Origin of the sequence: Ruegeria sp. HKCCA0235A (assembly GCF_013033235.1) — a bacterium.
Lineage (GTDB): Bacteria > Pseudomonadota > Alphaproteobacteria > Rhodobacterales > Rhodobacteraceae > Ruegeria.
Map to the genome: position 1 here is coordinate 1 of NZ_WQDQ01000010.1, position 17,266 is coordinate 17,266.

Annotated in this window: 17 protein-coding genes; 9 read left to right on the forward strand and 8 right to left on the reverse strand. The window is 58.3% G+C overall.

Going from position 1 to position 17,266, the window contains the following annotated elements:
- Nucleotides 1-194: 194 nt before the first annotated feature.
- Nucleotides 195-578, forward strand: a complete 384-nt coding sequence (locus GOW56_RS16445; protein WP_171119516.1) for a hypothetical protein — start codon at nucleotides 195-197, stop codon at nucleotides 576-578.
- A 100-nt stretch (nucleotides 579-678) separates the two neighbouring features.
- Here GOW56_RS16445 and GOW56_RS16450 read toward each other — a convergent pair whose 3' ends face one another.
- From GOW56_RS16450 to GOW56_RS16480, 7 genes are read right to left on the reverse strand one after another with little or no spacing between them, the layout of a single operon-like run.
- Nucleotides 679-2,520 (reverse strand): V-type ATP synthase subunit A, encoded by a 1,842-nt coding sequence (locus tag GOW56_RS16450; protein ID WP_171206544.1) that lies wholly within the window; start codon nucleotides 2,518-2,520, stop codon nucleotides 679-681.
- Nucleotides 2,517-3,209, reverse strand: coding sequence for a hypothetical protein (locus tag GOW56_RS16455; protein ID WP_171206545.1), 693 nt, complete (start codon nucleotides 3,207-3,209; stop codon nucleotides 2,517-2,519). Before GOW56_RS16455 ends, GOW56_RS16450 begins: the two co-directional genes overlap by 4 nt.
- A 1-nt stretch (nucleotide 3,210) precedes the next feature.
- The gene (locus GOW56_RS16460) at nucleotides 3,211-3,888 is read right to left on the reverse strand and encodes a hypothetical protein (protein ID WP_171206546.1); all 678 of its coding nucleotides are present in this window, start codon (nucleotides 3,886-3,888) and stop codon (nucleotides 3,211-3,213) included.
- Nucleotides 3,888-4,331 carry an ATP synthase subunit C gene (locus GOW56_RS16465; RefSeq protein WP_152457528.1) on the reverse strand — a complete coding sequence of 148 codons (444 nt, stop codon included), beginning with the start codon at nucleotides 4,329-4,331 and terminating at the stop codon, nucleotides 3,888-3,890. The genes GOW56_RS16460 and GOW56_RS16465 overlap by 1 nt, the downstream gene beginning before the upstream one ends.
- Nucleotides 4,328-6,124, reverse strand: a complete 1,797-nt coding sequence (locus tag GOW56_RS16470; RefSeq protein WP_171206547.1) for a V-type ATP synthase subunit I — start codon at nucleotides 6,122-6,124, stop codon at nucleotides 4,328-4,330. The genes GOW56_RS16465 and GOW56_RS16470 overlap by 4 nt, the downstream gene beginning before the upstream one ends.
- Nucleotides 6,121-6,726 (reverse strand): V-type ATP synthase subunit D, encoded by a 606-nt coding sequence (locus GOW56_RS16475; RefSeq protein WP_152457526.1) that lies wholly within the window; start codon nucleotides 6,724-6,726, stop codon nucleotides 6,121-6,123. Before GOW56_RS16475 ends, GOW56_RS16470 begins: the two co-directional genes overlap by 4 nt.
- Nucleotides 6,704-8,065 carry a V-type ATP synthase subunit B gene (locus GOW56_RS16480; RefSeq protein ID WP_171170509.1) on the reverse strand — a complete coding sequence of 454 codons (1,362 nt, stop codon included), beginning with the start codon at nucleotides 8,063-8,065 and terminating at the stop codon, nucleotides 6,704-6,706. Before GOW56_RS16480 ends, GOW56_RS16475 begins: the two co-directional genes overlap by 23 nt.
- Nucleotides 8,066-8,309: 244 nt before the next feature.
- Between GOW56_RS16480 and GOW56_RS16485 the strand changes: the two genes are divergently transcribed.
- From GOW56_RS16485 to GOW56_RS16520, 8 genes are all read left to right on the forward strand, one after another.
- A complete protein-coding gene (locus GOW56_RS16485) occupies nucleotides 8,310-10,049 on the forward strand; it encodes an ABC transporter substrate-binding protein (protein ID WP_171206548.1) in 1,740 nt (579 codons plus the stop codon).
- An 82-nt stretch (nucleotides 10,050-10,131) separates the two neighbouring features.
- Nucleotides 10,132-11,181: an ABC transporter ATP-binding protein gene (locus GOW56_RS16490; protein ID WP_171206549.1), complete on the forward strand. Its 1,050-nt coding sequence runs from the start codon at nucleotides 10,132-10,134 to the stop codon at nucleotides 11,179-11,181.
- Nucleotide 11,182: 1 nt separating this feature from the next.
- The gene (locus GOW56_RS16495; protein WP_171206550.1) at nucleotides 11,183-12,259 is read left to right on the forward strand and encodes an ABC transporter ATP-binding protein; all 1,077 of its coding nucleotides are present in this window, start codon (nucleotides 11,183-11,185) and stop codon (nucleotides 12,257-12,259) included.
- Nucleotides 12,256-13,119 carry a carbohydrate ABC transporter permease gene (locus GOW56_RS16500; protein ID WP_152457521.1) on the forward strand — a complete coding sequence of 288 codons (864 nt, stop codon included), beginning with the start codon at nucleotides 12,256-12,258 and terminating at the stop codon, nucleotides 13,117-13,119. Before GOW56_RS16495 ends, GOW56_RS16500 begins: the two co-directional genes overlap by 4 nt.
- Entirely contained in the window at nucleotides 13,116-13,913 is a 798-nt protein-coding gene (locus GOW56_RS16505; protein WP_152457520.1) for a carbohydrate ABC transporter permease, read from the forward strand. Before GOW56_RS16500 ends, GOW56_RS16505 begins: the two co-directional genes overlap by 4 nt.
- Before the next feature lie 8 nt (nucleotides 13,914-13,921).
- Entirely contained in the window at nucleotides 13,922-14,323 is a 402-nt protein-coding gene (locus tag GOW56_RS16510) for a DUF2160 domain-containing protein (protein ID WP_171206551.1), read from the forward strand.
- A 65-nt stretch (nucleotides 14,324-14,388) separates the two neighbouring features.
- Complete coding sequence (locus GOW56_RS16515) at nucleotides 14,389-14,784, forward strand: BlaI/MecI/CopY family transcriptional regulator (RefSeq protein ID WP_170346648.1); 396 nt, start codon at nucleotides 14,389-14,391, stop codon at nucleotides 14,782-14,784.
- Nucleotides 14,771-15,868 carry a M56 family metallopeptidase gene (locus GOW56_RS16520; protein ID WP_171206552.1) on the forward strand — a complete coding sequence of 366 codons (1,098 nt, stop codon included), beginning with the start codon at nucleotides 14,771-14,773 and terminating at the stop codon, nucleotides 15,866-15,868. Before GOW56_RS16515 ends, GOW56_RS16520 begins: the two co-directional genes overlap by 14 nt.
- A 10-nt stretch (nucleotides 15,869-15,878) precedes the next feature.
- Here GOW56_RS16520 and GOW56_RS16525 read toward each other — a convergent pair whose 3' ends face one another.
- Nucleotides 15,879-17,234, reverse strand: coding sequence for an MATE family efflux transporter (locus GOW56_RS16525; RefSeq protein WP_171206553.1), 1,356 nt, complete (start codon nucleotides 17,232-17,234; stop codon nucleotides 15,879-15,881).
- Nucleotides 17,235-17,266: the final 32 nt, after the last annotated feature.

Here is a 17,266-nt window from a genome sequence, read left to right on the forward strand (position 1 = left end):
ACCGTTGTCCCAAGGTCTTCCTATCGGCCATCGCACTCGCAGCAACCGTCATATACTGGTTATGAATCCTGACCCTAAACACCAGGAACATAGTTGCCAGACTCAGGCAATCGGCCGTTAAGTGCTACGCTCCGTTAGGGATACGACTACTTCTGTTAGCTGAGCGTATTCATTCAGGATTGCCAAACCGAAACATGGCTGCCCACGGCGCATGGAAACTTCATGCTTCAGGCCAAATGGAAATTGAGCATTATTTCATCAACAAGGCCAAAGAACTGCGTTATGTTTCAGAGAGGTTCGGAGATCGCGCTATAGAAGCCGCTCTAGAAGACGCAGACTTAATCTTGAGAGAAGCTATCCAACTGCATGAAGCGTTTGTTTCTCGAAACCTCAAGTATGTCTCGTTCACCGCCAACAATAGTTCTCAGGTTAAAACGACTAAATCGAACGCGTCAGCAGTACAGCATCTGGTTTCTCCCGTGCGAAACCAAACTCAAGTTGGATCACAAAACTTACTAAGGACATCAACCGCGTTGTCCCACGCATTTCGTTTAAGTCTGGGAAGCGGTAAGGGTTAGGCTCTCACAAAAAAGCTGCAAGCAGAGCATTTTGCAATTGGTCAGCCTTGGGAACTACTAAAAAACTACGCTACCCCCTTCGGGCTATCATTTCACCTGATCACACTCCGAACTTTTCTCGGCACAGGTTTTCGATCTTTTGCCAGGTGGATTTGTATTCGGGTGTGTTTTCTGCCGCGTAGTGAAAGTTTTTCATCAGCCCGGTCAGCTGCGTGAACACCTGCCTCACTTCGGCTTTGTCCGAGAAGACCGCTTTGGATTGCGTCACATCGTACACAAGCTTGAACGTCTTTATCTGCCGTTCAAGCGGCACTGTCGCATCGACTGTGTCAAATGCGTCCTGTTGCAAGTAGACCATATCGACGAACAAGGCTTTCTGTTGGGTTACAAAGTCGTCAATTGTGACGCCCTCTTCCCCAGTGACCTGCATCATCTGATCGACCTGTTCGCCTTTTTCGATCAGGGCCAACAGGGTGCGCACTTTGGCTGTCCAACCCGGCTCGGCGTTCCTGTCATACCAGTCGGACAATTGGTCGGTATACCGAGACCAGCTGAGCATCGGATCGACCGCTGGATAAAACCGCTTGTAGGCGCGTTCGGATGACAACCCGAGGAAACACTTGACCGTCGACAAGGTTGACTGGGTTACCGGCTCGTCAAAATTGCCGCCAGCAGGCGAAACCGTTCCGATCAGCGTCAGGCTGCCAAGATCGCCGTCATTCGTTTTCAGCGCCCCGGCGCGTTCGTACAAACCCTTGATCGAGCTTTCCAGATAGGCCGGGAACCCCTCTTCGCCCGGGATCTCTTCGAGCTTGCCAGAGGTCTCGCGCATGGCTTGCGCCCACCGGCTGGTGCTGTCGGCGATCAACAAGACATCATTGCCCATCTGGCGGTAGTATTCCCCCAACGTGATCCCGGTGAAGATCGACGCCTCGCGCGCGGCAACCGGCATGGAGGACGTGTTGCAGATGATGATCGTCCGATCCATCAGGCTGCCACCGGTGGTTGGATCGGTCATCTTCGGAAATTCCTCGATGGTCTCGACCACCTCACCTGCACGTTCGCCGCAGGCCACGACGATCACGATATCAACCTTCGCATTCCGTGCGATCAGGTTTTGCAGCACGGTCTTGCCCGCACCGAACGGCCCGGGAATACAGGCGGTGCCGCCGCGTGCAATCGGAAAGAACGTGTCGATCAGCCGTTGCGACGTCAGAACCGGTTCCGTGGGATACAACCGCTCGGACAGTGCGCGCTTCAGGATGTTTTCCGGCAATGGTCGCCGAACCGGCCATTTCTGCGAAAGCGTTAGCGTATGCTCGCCACCGTCTTCGTCTTCCAGTCGGGCCACGATGTCATGGATCGTGGCCGCGCCTTTTTGCACCCAGACCACCTTGTACACACCAGTCCAGTTGAACGGCAGCATGATCTTATGGCTGAAATGGCCTTCGGGCACCGTTCCGATGCTGTCCCCGGCAGTGACCGTATCGCCCACCTTCACCGACGGCGTAAAGGACCATTTCGCATGTTCATCCAAGGGCGCGACATCTGCGCCGCGCGGCAAGAAGGTTCCAAATTCGGCGGCCACCTTGGGCAAAGGCGATTGCAACCCGTCAAACACCTGCCCCAGCAGCCCCGGACCAAGCTCTACCGACAAAAGCTGACCTGATTGCTCCACCGGGTCGTCGACCGCCACCCCATCAGTGCTTTCATAGACCTGAACGTCCGCCATATCCCCACGTACGCGCAGCACTTCGCCTTTGAGCCTTTCCTGACGCCCACCGGGGCCGGAACGCGAAGGCAATATGTAAACCACTTCGTTTTTGACCAGTTGACCGGGGTGGCCGGTCGTGTCCGAATTGGCTTGTATCCGCACAAGCCCTTCCTGAACCAGGACGACACGTGCGGTCGATGAGTGTTTGGCTGAGATTGGGGCTGTCATGCGCTTGCTCCCTCAAAATCGACTTCAGCGAAATCGGCCATGGCCTGTTGTGCCAGTTTCTCAAATCTCTTGGCGGCTTCCGCAGCGCTGCTTTGCGCCCAGCGGTCGAAGATGTTCCAGATCAGAACGTAAATGGCGACCGCCTCGAAATCGAACATGTGACGAGCCGCGTGCCGCTTGAGCTGCTTGTGGCTTATCGACAAAAGCAGACGTTCCAGACCCAGCGGATCTTCGTTTTCCAGCAATTGGGTTGCCTCTTTGATCCAGGGCATGAGCCGTTCCAGCCGAAAGCTGGGATCACTCCAATTGGCGGGAATGTGGCGGCTCCATCGTCCGACCCCGAAAGGGCCTGATGGCGCTGGTTCTCCGCGTTTTCTCAATCGCAATGCCGCGACCGCCGAGCGCAGTTCCATGCGTTCCATGAAAAGCTTGCGCAAGGTGGGCTGAGGGATGTCCAGCATCGCTTGTTTGCAGCGCTGGATCGCCTGAGCGTCGGTGACATCCATGTCGTAGGCGCTCCAGCTCAACGTGTGCTCGAGGACCTTCAGAACTCTGCTGTCCTCCGGTGTCAAAGCCGTCAATCGACGGTCCAGCCTGATACGTGACAGGGGCGGCTGCCTGGCAACGAACAGCCGTTCCGAACCCGGAAGGCTGCACATCAACGCGATATAGGCGTCCTGCTTTGACATCTCAGCGGATGACCCCTTCCAGCACGGCGCGGAACCGGGGCTGCAAATGCTCCATCAACAGCGACGCCACCGCCTTATCCGTCAGGTCCAGAACTAAACCCTGATCTTCTGCGCGGACGCGGATGCCTTCCTGCACGTCATCGGCTGCGTGCAACTCGACATTCTCGCGCAGCATCTTCGCAGTCAGCCCAAGAACATATTTTGTCAGCTTGCCGGATTGAATGTCATCGGCGTTTTGCTTGATGTCTTCCTGCGTGGCGACCCGGGCAGGAAGAACGACGGAAACCCTGCCATTCAAATTTGCACCTTCCCCGGCCCGGCCTACCACCTCGAGGATCATCTGCCTCAGAAGCTCGGGATCGGACATCTCTTTGGTTACAAGGCGTTCGACATCTGCCTTGAAGCGATCCGTCAGACCCGCCTTCATGGTCAGCACGGCATCCCGCATCGCGGTGTTCAATGCTTCTTCGCCGGCAGCCCTGTAATTGTCTGTCTCCGTGCGGGCTTTCTTTTTCAACTCATTGGCTTCGCGCTTTGCCTCTGCCACGATGCGCGCGGCTTCGGTTTTTGCTTCTGCGCGCAACTTCTCGGCTTCGGCCTGACCAGCGGCAACCCCATCGTTGCGCAATTTGTCGATCAGCGCGTCAACCCCATGCGCAATCGTTCTGTCTTGTGCCATCAGCTGATCCCCGCACTGATGACCAACGCAAACACGAAGGCAAAAACACCAAACCCTTCGATGATTGCGGCAGGGGCCAGAGCAAGGCCAAAAATCTCGGGCTTTTCCTTGGTCGCATTGATCGCAGCCGCACAGGCCCGACCCTGCCAGATGCCGCAATACATCAGCGCGATACCCGACAGGATGCCGATCCCGAACAGACCGCCCGCGTTTTCAGGTGTCACGTCGCGGTTCAGGGTAAACATGATGACGATCCCATAGATGACCATCGTTGAGGGAAACGCGGATACACCCACGAAACGGCCATAGCCGCCCTCGGTTTCCGTCATGGCCCCGATACTGGCCATACCGGCGATCGAACACCCAATAGCGCTGGCTGCAGCCCCCAACGCCATTGGCGCATAAATACCCAGCCAACCCAGTGTAAGAACAAGCTCATTCATTCCTGAACCTCCTTGCGGGTAAATGGACGAAAGATGACGCCTTCATCCGGCAGACCCCATTTAAAGAATTCGATGTAATTGAGACGCAAGCCGTGCACGACGCCGCTCATCATCGCGAGCGCGAAGTTCAAAACATGACCTATGATCAATATCAGCAGCCCAAACAGAATGCCCGGCCCCCTAAGGGCCTGCATGACCGACACCGCCAGATCATTGAACGTGATCGCCAACGAGGCCGAAGCAAGGCCCAGCGCGAAAAGACGCATATAGCTTAGAACATCCCCAAAGGCGCCCATCGCCCCGGCAAGGCTTTGAACCCCTTCGAGCAAACGCCAGACCCAGTCCATCGGCCTCTGGATGACCCGCTCGCTGGAAAACAGGACAATCGCCACGATGCCGGCGGTCAGGATAGCTGCGCCCGGCACCGGAGACTTGCCGTTCATGTAGCCGAGCCAAAGGACAAACCCGCCGATCAGGGCCGCAATCCAGCCCAGATTGGCAACCGCCTTGCGTTGCCCCCACGCCGCGCGGGCCGCAAGTGCGTTGGCCAGGACAAGGTGGATAACGCCAACGACGATCGAGACCATCATCATCGCGCCGAAATCGTTCAAATCCAGCACCTTGAGCCTTGCCCAAATCGAGCCCGCAGCCGGTGATACCCCAAAATAGCTGCCCACCATGACCCCGTAAAATATCGTAACAGCCGAGATGATCAGGCCGAACAGACGCCAGGATCTTTGACCAGCGGTGCGGTCCATCCGTCTCCAAAAGGCCAGCACCGCCAGCAGGATGACGGCGCCGTACCCGGCATCCGCAACGATCATGGCGAAGAAGATCGCAAAGGACGCCGAGACGATGACGCTGGGGTCCCAGTCTTGATATCCGGGCACCTGATAGAACAGCGCCAGATCGACAGCGGCCCTGCGGTTTTCAGGCTGCTCCAGCAAGGTCGGAGGCGCGTCGCCCGGCCCCGGATCTTCAATCAGGACGGCTGAACCCTTGGCGTTTGCCATGGCAAGAACAGCATCCACCTGATCCACGGGAACCCACCCCTGCAAAGCAAACACTGCCTCTTCGTCGCGCACTTTCTGCGTTGCATGGGCAAGCTCGGCGGCACTTTCGGCGACGGACAGGTTCCGGCGCATCAATGTCAGATAGCGCGTCAGCGCCACGCGTTCGGCTTCCAACGCCTCGAGGGCGATCTCGGCCTCTTCCAACTGGGCCTCAAGCTCGTGTACTGGCAGCGAACCGACATGGGTTCGCGGAACAGGAAGAACACCATCATCGGGTTCGTAAGGTGAAATCAGAACGGCATACAGGTACCGGTGGTCTTCCTCCAATATCGCCCAGGGGAATCTGACCTCGGACAATGCATCCCGGTGCTTCAGCGGCAGCTGATAGAACCACAGCCTGTTGCCAGCCAGCGCATCGGTCGGCGGAAAATCCAAATCCCCCCAAGGTCGCACCTGGGCGATGCGATGCGCCAGAAAGTCACGCCGGTCCATCGTATCCCGAACGCGCTGCATGAGGTCGGTCACCTCGCGCACGAAACGATCCATGTCGAAATCAGGCGCACGCTGGACCTGGCGGCGCGGGTCAGGCACTTCTGCAAGGAAACGCAATGCCTTATACGCCTCTCTTGCACCGCGCTCACTGATCTTTTCCGGCTCTTTCGGCGTGGGAACAAGGGGCAAAACATGCATGCAACCAAGGGCCTGAAGCGCCTCAAGCGTTTCCGCCTTTCGGGCAGCAGGCCCGATCAGAGACATCTTTTTCAGACGCGCAACGCTCATGTCAAAGCCTCTTGCGCGTGTTTGCGTTTCGAGATCTTCGACCGCACAACGGCCTGCATCTGTTCGTCGCTCAGGTAGATGCGGATTTTCTTGATGTTGGCCTTGGCGCGCGGGATCAGAACCTTTTCGAACAAGTTGACCCGCTGGGTGATGGTGGCCACCGCCTTGTCGAAGATGCGAACGCGTTCTTCGGCAATCTTCACCCGCACCCGCGCTTCGATGACGTCGTGCAGCAAAAGCGCAGCGGCATCGACCCAATGGGGCTTGGCCAAAACGGAATACGGGCGCACCGCCACTTCGATCCGATCAAGGTCAGGCAGTTTGACCCCTACCACATTGACCTCTTTGACCTTGTAGTCCTTGAGCTTGACCAGCCCATCCAGAGCGACACCCTGCTGGGCCAGCATCGGCAGCTTTTCACCAACCTGCTGCACCAGCGCCTGCACCATTTGCTCGAGGCGGTCGACCTCTTCCCGGGCCCGGGCCCGTTCAGCCATCAACTGTTGTCGCTTCAGGTCCAGCGACGGCAGGAACCGCTCATAGCTTTTCAGCTGCGTCTGCTCGCGCGCAAGCGACGATTTATTCAGCTGCAACCGCGCCATTGACATCCTTCGGGAAATACTTGTCGATCAATGCCTGCTTCATCAGCAACTGTTCCTGCGCAAAACACTCTGCCAGCGTCTTCCAACCCAGATCCAGCGCCTCTTCTAGCGGGATCGAAACATTGATGTCCATGAACCGAGACCGGAACAGGCCGCCGAATTTCAGCAATTGGTGATCATAGTCTGACAGGTCGAAGGCCATCGCCTGTTTTTGCGCGGCATCGCGGCTTTCAGAATAGAAACGGATCATCGTGTTCATGATCTGCCCATGATCTTCGCGGGTGGTCTTGCCAATCACGTTCTGCTTGAGGCGCGACAGGCTGCCGAACGGATCGATCACGCCGGAATGCAGATAGAACTGCCCTTCGGTGATATAGCCGGTGTTGTCAGGCACCGGGTGGGTCACGTCGTTTCCGGGCATGGTCGTGACGGTCAGAACCGTGACCGACCCGCCTTTGGCATAGTCACAGGCTTTTTCGTATCGGCGCGCAAGCTGCGAATACAGGTCCCCCATATAGCCGCGCTGAGATGGCACCCTTTCCTGACTGATGCCGACCTCTTTCATCGCGTCAGCATAGGCGGTCATGTCCGTCAGCAGGACCAGCACGCGTTTGCCCTCTTCCACAGCGAACTTCTCGGCCACTGCCAATGCCATGTCCGGCACCAGAAGACGTTCCACCAAAGGATCCATCGCCTGATTGACGAACATGACGGTACGCGAAAACACACCCGCATCTTCGAACGAGGTGCGAAACGTGTGGTAGTCGTCAAAAATCAGCCCCAGCCCGCCAAAGATCACGATATCCGCGTCGGCCTGAATACCGATTCGGCTGAGGAACGCGTTGAACGGCTCGCCTGAAACCGAGAAGATCGGAATTTTCTGGCTCTCGACCAATGTGTTGAACACGTCGATCATCGGCACATCCGTGCGGATCATTCTGTTTGGAACCGCGCGTTCCGCCGGATTGACGGTCGGTCCGCCAATATCGATATGCGGTTCCGCAGACAGGTCGGGGCCTCCATCAATGGCCACACCGGCGCCATCAAACACGCGGCCCAGAATGTTGGCCGAATAAGGTGTCTGCATCGGGTGACCGAGAAAGGTTGCCGTTGCTTCGGTCGATATGCCCTTGGTGCCGGAAAACACCTGCAACGTGACGACATCCCGGTCGATGAAGATCGTCTGGGCCAGTGTTTTTCGGCCATCCACCGTCTCGATCATAGCGAGGTCGTTGAACCGGACAGCCGGCTCTCCTTTGTTCTGGATCGGAACCCGAACCTTGATTGTGTCCCCGACGATTTCCAGAACACGCGTGTACTTCAACAGACTTCGGGACATTGCCTATCCTCACTGTTCCAAGTCGTTTTTCGTAATTCGCGCCGCACGTCTCAGCGGTAATTTTTGCAATGACAATCCTAGCTTACAACGAATTCACAAATTGGCAAACGAGTTCAGCGCCACCTCTTCCGGGATGCCTGAACGTCAATTACTAAATTTTTAGTTTGACACATACGCAAGAAATCGCTGATGCTGTCCGTCATCCGGTTTCCGCCGGAGAACCATAATTTTTGGGAGGAGACAGATGCGGAGACATCTACTTTCCGCAGTGGCGGCGGCTGCCGTCATTGCGGGGCACGGTCCTGCTTGGGCCGACGAAGCCGCAGCACAACGTTGGATCGACGACGAATTCCAGCCATCGACCTTGTCGAAAGACGAACAGATGGCCGAGATGCAGTGGTTCATCGAAGCTGCACAGCCTTACGCAGGTATGGAAATCAACGTCCTGTCCGAAGGTATCCCGACACATTCCTACGAATCCGAGGTGCTGACCAAGGCGTTCGAGGAAATCACCGGCATCAAGGTCAACCACCAGATTCTGGGTGAAGGTGAGGTGGTTCAGGCCGTTCAAACCCAAATGCAAACGGGTCGGAACCTGTATGACGGCTATGTCAACGACAGTGACCTGATCGGCACCCATTCGCGTTTGCAGCTGGCCTATCCGCTGACGGACATGATGGGCGGTGACTGGGCCGCGACGACTTCGCCGACGCTGGATCTGGATGACTTCATGGGCATTCAGTTCACCACCGGACCGGACGGCAAGCTGTATCAGCTGCCCGATCAGCAGTTTGCGAACCTTTACTGGTTCCGCAAGGACTGGTTTGATGATGAGGCGAACAAAGCCGCGTTCAAAGAAACGTACGGCTATGATCTGGGCGTTCCGGTCAACTGGTCCGCGTATGAAGATATCGCCGAGTTCTTCACCAATGATGTGAAAGAAGTCGATGGTACCACGATCTACGGCCACATGGATTACGGCAAGCGCGCGCCCGACCTCGGATGGCGCATGACCGATGCCTGGCTGTCGATGGCCGGTGCCGGCGACAAGGGCGAACCGAACGGTGTGCCTGTCGACGAATGGGGCATCCGCATGGAAGCGGGCACCTGTAACCCTGTTGGCGCTTCGGTGTCGCGCGGTGGTGCTGCAAACGGTCCGGCCGCGGTCTATGCGATCCGGAAATGGGACGAATGGCTGCGGGCCTATGCGCCTCCGGGTGCCGCGTCTTATGACTTCTACCAGTCACTGCCGGCACTTAGCCAGGGCAACGTGGCCCAGCAGATCTTCTGGTACACGGCCTTCACCGCCGACATGGTCAAGCCGAAGTCCGAAGGCAACAACACCGTGGATGACGAAGGCACGCCGCTGTGGCGGATGGCGCCCAGCCCGCACGGCCCCTATTGGGAAGAAGGCCAGAAGGTTGGCTACCAAGACGTGGGCTCCTGGACGTTCCTCAAATCGACCCCCTCGGATCGTGCCCAGGCAGCCTGGCTTTATGCCCAGTTCGTGACCTCCAAAACTGTCGACGTGAAGAAGTCCCATGTGGGTCTGACCTTCATCCGCGACAGCTCGGTCAACCACGAGTCGTTCACCGAACGCGCGCCCAAGCTGGGTGGTCTGGTCGAGTTCTACCGCTCACCTGACCGCGTGGCATGGTCGCCGACCGGCATCAACGTGCCGGACTATCCGAAGCTGGCCCAGATCTGGTGGCAGCAGATCGGTGACGTGAACTCGGGCGCCTTCACCCCGCAAGAGGCGATGGATCGTCTGGCCGAAGAGATGGACATCACTATGGCCCGGATGCAGGCCGCTGATGAAAGCGCCGGTGTCTACGGCGGCTGTGGTCCGCGCCTGAACGAGCCGCAGGACCCATCTTTCTGGCTGGAAAAGCCGGGCTCGCCCAAGGCCAAGCTTGAGAACGAAAAGCCGCAGGGCCAGACCGTCAACTATGACGAACTGGTTCAGCGCTGGCAGTCTAAGTAAGCCGTTGGAACCCGGGGGTGCCGCGTCAGGCACCCCCACCTCAAGACCAGTGCATTGCACTGAAGGACCGGAACCCACGGACATGATCGATCTTCAAGACGCGACCAAAAGGGTCGGCAACGTCATCCATATCAAGCCCACAAACCTGACCCTTCAAACAGGCCACTTCAACGTGCTGCTGGGCGCGACGGGCTCGGGCAAGACCTCTCTGATCAAGATGATGGCCGGTCTGGACCCGATCGCCTCGGGCAAGGTCCTGATGGATGGGCAGGACGTCACGCGGCTGAATACGCAGAAGCGAAAAATCAGCCTCGTGCACCAGTTCTTCGTGAACTACCCACATATGACCGTATTCGACAACATCGCCTCGCCCCTGCGCGTGGCGGGCATGGCGCAGTCCGAGATCGAAGGCCGCGTGGAAGAGGCCGCCGACCTGTTGCAACTGCGCCCGATGCTGTACCGCCGTCCGCACGAACTGTCGGGCGGCCAACAGCAGCGTACCGCGCTGGCGCGTGCCATCGCCAAGGACAGCCGCGCGGTATTCTTGGACGAACCGCTGGCCAACCTGGACTACAAGCTGCGCGAGGAATTGCGCGAGCAACTGCCTGAGCTGTTCGCCGGGCGCGGGGCCGTGGTGGTCTATGCCACGTCCGAGCCCGAAGAGGCGCTGCTGCTGGGCGGCTACACCGCCCTGATGGAAGATGGACGCGTAACCCAGTTCGGGCCAACCGCTGACATCTATCGCAACCCCGAGAACATCGCCGCCGCGCGGGTCTTTTCAGACCCCCCGATCAATGTCGCACGCATCACCGTTTCCGCTGCCCAGGCGCAACTGGCCGGTGGAGGTGGCTGGGCCGTCACCGACATGGCCGACGGAGATTACATGGTCGCGGTGCGGCCGCATCGTGTGACGCCGTTCCGGACGTCTGACGCGGACGTGGAACTGACCGGCCGCGTGATCGTGACCGAGCTTTCGGGTTCGGATTCCAGCGCGCATTTCCAGCATGGCGAGGACGCCTGGGTGTCGCTGGCCGCCGGAGTCCATCCCTATCAGGTGGGCGAGGATCACACATTCTTCATGAACCCGGCCCATTGCCGGTATTTCGGCCAAGACGGCAAAAGGGTGGCCTGACATGGCACAGATCAAACTTTCAAACCTCCGCCACAGCTACATGCCGTCGCCAAAAGGCTCCGAGGATTATGCGCTGAAGGAAATCGACGTGACCTGGCGTGATGGCGGGGCCTATGCCCTGCTGGGCCCGTCGGGCTGCGGCAAGTCCACGCTGCTGAACATCATCTCGGGCCTGCTGACCCCGTCCGAAGGGCAGATCCTGTTCGACGACCGTGACGTGACCGCTCTGCCCCCTGATCAGCGCAACATCGCACAGGTGTTCCAGTTTCCGGTGATTTACGACACGATGACCGTGGGCGAAAACCTGGCCTTTCCGTTGAAGAACCGCGGCGTCGATCCGGCGACGATCAAGCGCCGCGTCGATGCGATCGCCGAGATGCTGGATGTCACCGACATGCTGAACACCCGTGCCAGCGGCCTCAGCCCGGACAACAAGCAGAAAATCTCGATGGGTCGCGGCCTGGTCCGCGACGACGTAAACGCGGTGATGTTCGATGAACCTCTGACCGTGATTGACCCGCATCTGAAATGGAAGCTGCGGTCCAAGCTGAAAGAACTGCACCAGCGCGTCAAGGCGACGATGATCTACGTCACCCACGACCAGACCGAGGCCCTGACCTTCGCGGACGAGGTCGTGGTGATGCAAGAGGGCGAAGTGGTGCAGATCGGCACTCCGGTGGAGCTGTTCGAGCGCCCGCAGCACACGTTCGTGGGCCATTTCATCGGCTCGCCCGGTATGAACGTGCTGCCCTGCGAGGCGCGCGGCGACCGCGCCCTGTTCGAAGGGCACGAAGTCATGCTGGAAGGTCCCATTCACGGTGATGGCGGCCGTACCGATCTGGGGATTCGCCCGGAATATGTCGGCTTGGGCGAGACCGGCATCCCGGCGCATGTGACCAAGGTTTCCGACATCGGTCGCCACTTTGTGGTCAGCGCGATGGTCGGCAATACCGCCCTCAAGGCCGTGACCGAACACAGCGTGCCCGAACCCGGATCACAGGTTTTCCTGCAATTCAAACCCGAACAATCCCGCGTCTACCGCGACGGGTGGATCGCAACCGAGGAGCGGGCCCAATGAGAACAGAAAATCAAAAAGCGTGGTTCTTTGTCCTGCCCGTGCTGGCACTGGTCGCGTTCAACGCGCTGGTGCCGATGATGACGGTGGTCAACTATTCGGTGCAGGAAACCTTTGGCAACAACCAGTTTTTCTGGGAAGGCCTGGGTTGGTTCGAACAGATCCTGCGGTCGGACCGGTTTCAGGCCGCACTTGGACGACAGTTCCTGTTTACTTTCCTGATCCTGATCATCGAAGTGCCTCTTGGCATCATCGTGGCCCTGTCGATGCCGCGCAAAGGATTCTGGGTGCCTGTCTGTCTGGTGCTGATGGCCCTGCCGATGCTGATCCCGTGGAACGTCGTTGGGTCCATGTGGAACATCTTCACCCTGCCCAAAATCGGTCTGTTGGGATATTTCCTGAATGACGTTCTGGGCATCAACTATGACATGACGCAACAGCCGCTTTCGGCCTGGATCACCGTCATCGTTATGGATGTCTGGCACTGGACGTCGCTGGTCGTGTTGCTGTGCTATGCAGGCCTCGTGTCGATCCCGGACGCCTACTATCAGGCGGCCAAGATCGACGGCGCAAGCCCATGGTCGGTGTTCCGCTACATCCAGCTACCCAAGATGAAGACGGTTCTGACGATCGCGGTCCTGCTGCGGTTCATGGACAGTTTCAACATCTATACCGAGCCGTTCGTGCTGACCGGCGGTGGGCCCGGCAACTCGACCACCCTGCTGTCGATCGACCTTGTGAAAATCGCGCTGGGGCAGTTCGACCTTGGCCCTGCGGCTGCGATGAGCCTGATCTATTTCGCCATCACGCTGCTGGTTTCGTGGCTCTTCTACACTCTGATGACAAAGGATGACGCGCAATGAAGAAGCGGTCTCTCATCCCGATCCTCTATATCGCGTTCCTGATGCTGCCGATCTATTGGCTGGTGGCGATGTCCTTCAAGACAACGAACGAGATCCTGTCGGGCTTTTCCCTGTTCCCCCAGACCTTTACGCTGGAGAATTACATCACCATCTTCACGGACCCGACGTGGTATTGGGGCTATATCAACTCGATCACCTATGTGACGTTGAACACGGTGCTTTCGGTCAGCGTCGCCTTGCCCGCTGCTTATGCGTTCTCTCGCTATCGGTTCCTCGGTGACAAGCAGCTGTTCTTCTGGCTGCTGACCAACCGGATGGCCCCGGCAGCGGTCTTCGCCTTGCCGTTCTTTCAGCTCTATTCTTCGATCGGCCTGTTCGACACACATCTGGCTGTGGCACTGGCGCATACATTGTTCAACGTGCCGCTGGCAGTTTGGATTTTGGAAGGCTTCATGCGCGGCATTCCAAAAGAGCTGGATGAAACCGCCTATGTCGACGGCTATTCCTTCCCGCGTTTCTTCGTGACGATCTTCCTGCCCAATATCAAAGCGGGCGTGGGCGTGGCGGCCTTCTTCTGTTTCATGTTCTCGTGGGTGGAAATGCTGCTGGCCAAGACCCTGACCGCGGTCGAGGCCAAACCCATCGCCGCCGTGATGACCCGCACCGCGTCCAGCGCGGGCTATGAATTGGGGCTGCTGGCCGCCGCCGGCACCCTGACCATCATCCCCGGCGCCATCGTCATCTGGTTTGTCCGCAACTACATCGCGCGTGGTTTCGCGATGGGACGTGTGTGAGGTTCGATATGCGTAAACTTCTTCTCATCCTTCTTTTCCTTCCTTCTACGGCCTTTGCCCAGCAGGCCGGATGGGGCAGTGTCGGCCAGCAAGAGGAAAAAGGTTTTTCCTGGACTGCACCACTGTGGCCCGATTTCTGGATGGCCTGGACCCCGGCGACACTTGCCGTATTTGTCGGCATCTTTTCGGCCATCGCGCTGATTGGCGTTCTTGAGGGCTTCAAGTATCGCGATGGCATAGAACGGCGCGGTGTACTGGGGCTGACTACCACATTGGGCGATCGGCTTTTCATCACCCTTCTGGGGTCCGCCTATATCTTCCTCGCATGGCTGGGCATTGTCGGGCAGCCGGTATGGACACCTCTTTTCCTGTCTATCGGCTGGGGCGTTTTTGTGTTCTGGAAAGTTTAGACTTTGAGAAATCGCGAAAGGATGCTTGTCTGGCAGGCATACTAAACATGACAACACCGAGATCGATGCGAAAGAAAAAGACAACAAATCTGCTGACCGAGGTTGAACTGGAGTTCATGAACGAGCTCTGGGCCCTCGGGCAAGGCTCGGTGCGAGATGTCCTGGACCGCCTGCCTTCGGAACGCAATCTGGCCTATACATCCGGTGCCACGATCCTGCGTATTCTGGACGAGAAAGGTTTTGTGGAAAGCCGCAAGACAGGAAAGACCCTGATCTATACGCCGCTTCTGGAAAAGGACAGATATCAGGCCCGTTCTCTGCAAAACCTGTCCCGCACTCTGTTTGACGACACACCCGCCACACTGGTGGCCCGGCTTGTCGATGATGCGGGGCTGAGCGAAGCCGACCTGGAGGAAATTCGAGCACTGGTAGAAAGGAGACTGCAAAATGACAGCGGTTAGACCGGTTCTCGACACATTTATCGAACTCAACATCGTGCTGGCCTTGTCAGCCGTCATCTGGCTGGCGGCCCGCGCAGCCCTGACCCGAACAGCCCTGCGCCACAGCTATGTCGCGCAGTTGCGTGCGCTCAAGGCGCTGTGCGTGTGCGTTCTGATCAGCCCGTTTCTTGCGTTCGGCATGTCATCGCTCGCCTCTTATGCATGGCCGGGCAGCGCCATGGCGCTTGGCGACATCGCTGTTGCCGCCTATCTGCGCGGCGATATCGCCATGCCCGCCACCCAGTTCGAGGCCTTGCTGAACACCCGTGAACGGTGGGTGGATCTTGCGTTGTCGGGGCAACAGCCGGTGATCACTGCCCTTGTGACGCTGCTTGTTTTGGTCGCCGCCGTGTTTGCGGCCCGCGCTCTGCGGGACGCGGCGATGATCCGTCAGACAGTCAAATCCAGCTTTCTTTGGCGGCAGTCGGCCAAGGTTGACATCCGTCTTTCGGATCGCATCACCGTTCCGTTCGCCGTGCGCGGATTGCGCCGTCGCCATGTCGTTCTGCCAAGCCACCTGCTGGATACCCCGCACGAACTGCGCTTTGCGTTGGCGCACGAGCTTCAGCATGTTCGCGCGGGTGACGTGGAATGGGAACTGGGCTTTGAAATGCTGCGCCCGCTGTTGTTCTGGAACCCAGCCTATTTGATGCTCAAATATCAGTTCGGCCGCTTGCGTGAACTGGCATGTGACCAGTCCGTGGTGGCCCGCAAACGGATCGATGCGCGCGAATACACGGCTTGCCTGCTGGATTATTGCGCGCGTACGATCTCGGCAAACAATCCTCGCGTTCTGAATGTTGCGTTTGTGACGGGCGGCAAGGCCAAGCGCGTGCTGCGTCAGCGCGTGCTTGCATTGACCGATGCACAGCCGGCGGTGCCTACCCTGCCCGCTCTGTTCCTGGGGATGGCATTGACCTTCGCCACCCTTCTTGCGTTGGGGTCTGCGTCGATCCAGCAAACGCAAGATTGGAGCCATGACCGCCTGATGCTGTCAACCGTGGTCAATCTGGAACGGCTGGAAGCGCGCAATCAGGGGAACTGATCCGACCTGATCACCAGCCGCGACGCCCGAACAGCGAATGAAGCCGACCCTGATCTGAAAAAGGCTCGAGCGCTTGCGAGCGCTCCAACCGCGCCACGACCCGCGCGACCATAACCCAGCCTATGACTGCAAAGATGACGCCTCCAGACGCCTGCCCAAGCAGAACGCCGGATGCGCCGGCGATCTGTGAACCAATCGTCGCGAAAACCCAAGTGCCGATAGTGTGACGACCCCAGTTTATCCATGTGGAATAGACCGGATGCCCCAGATTGTTGAAGCTGGCATTTGTCACGAAGATCACGCCATTGAAGAACGAAGCCAAAGCCAACGGGCCGCAGAACAGATAGATCAGACTGCGGGTTTCGCCCTCGGCAGCAAACAGATCCGCAATCGGTGCGCGCAGCAAAAACAAAATGGCCGACATGCAAACGACATAAATGGCGGTGAACTTGATCCCTGCCAGAAAGGCAGCACGCACGCGATCGAACTTTTCGGCACCAAAATTCTGTCCGATGATTGGCCCTATCGCGCCGGACAGAGCGAAGATAACCGAAAACGCCACCGGCAAAAGGCGCCCGATCACCGCCGTGCCCGCAACCGCGTCCGTTCCATATTGCGCGATTTCCCGCACAACGATTGCATTGCCGATCGGCGTGGCGACATTTGTCAGAACCGCTGGAATTGCAATCGCCCGCACGGGGCGCAAATCCTTTGCAACCTGCTTCAGTGAAGGGCGCGCAAATCCCCGATGCACCCGATGCGCTGGCCACAACGCCGCCCCCAGCATGCACAGCCGCGCCAGGACCGAGGCGATAGCGGCGCCATCCAGCCCCAGCCCGACCGCAAAGATCAGTATCGGGTCCAGAACTGCATTCACCACTCCGCCGTAGATCGTGGCCATCATTGACCTCCGCGCATCGCCATGAGCGCGCAGCACGGCCATCGCCGTCATCGCAATGGACATCACGAACATGGTCGGAAGGATGATCGACACATAACGCGTCGCCAGCCTCAGAACCTCTCCTTCCGCGCCAAGCAAGGACAGCAGAGAGCTGAGATTCAACAAGACCAGGCCCGAGGTTGTCAGCCCGGCAATCAGCCCAATAACGGCCACACTGGACGCGTAATGCCTTGCTTGTTCAGCCCGCCCGGCCCCGAGTTCGCGAGCAACCAGCGCCCCGGCGGAAATCGACAATCCGATATTAATCGCGTTGGTGAAAAACAGCAGCGTACCGGCATAGCCCACCGCCGCCGCAAGCGCATCGTTGCCCAACATCGAGATGAAGATCATATCGACAAAGTCGACGGCAAAAATGGCCATCAGGCCAATGCTGGTGGTCAATGACATGCGTGTCACATGCAGCATCAGACTGCCGCTCAGAAACACCGCTTTGCCTG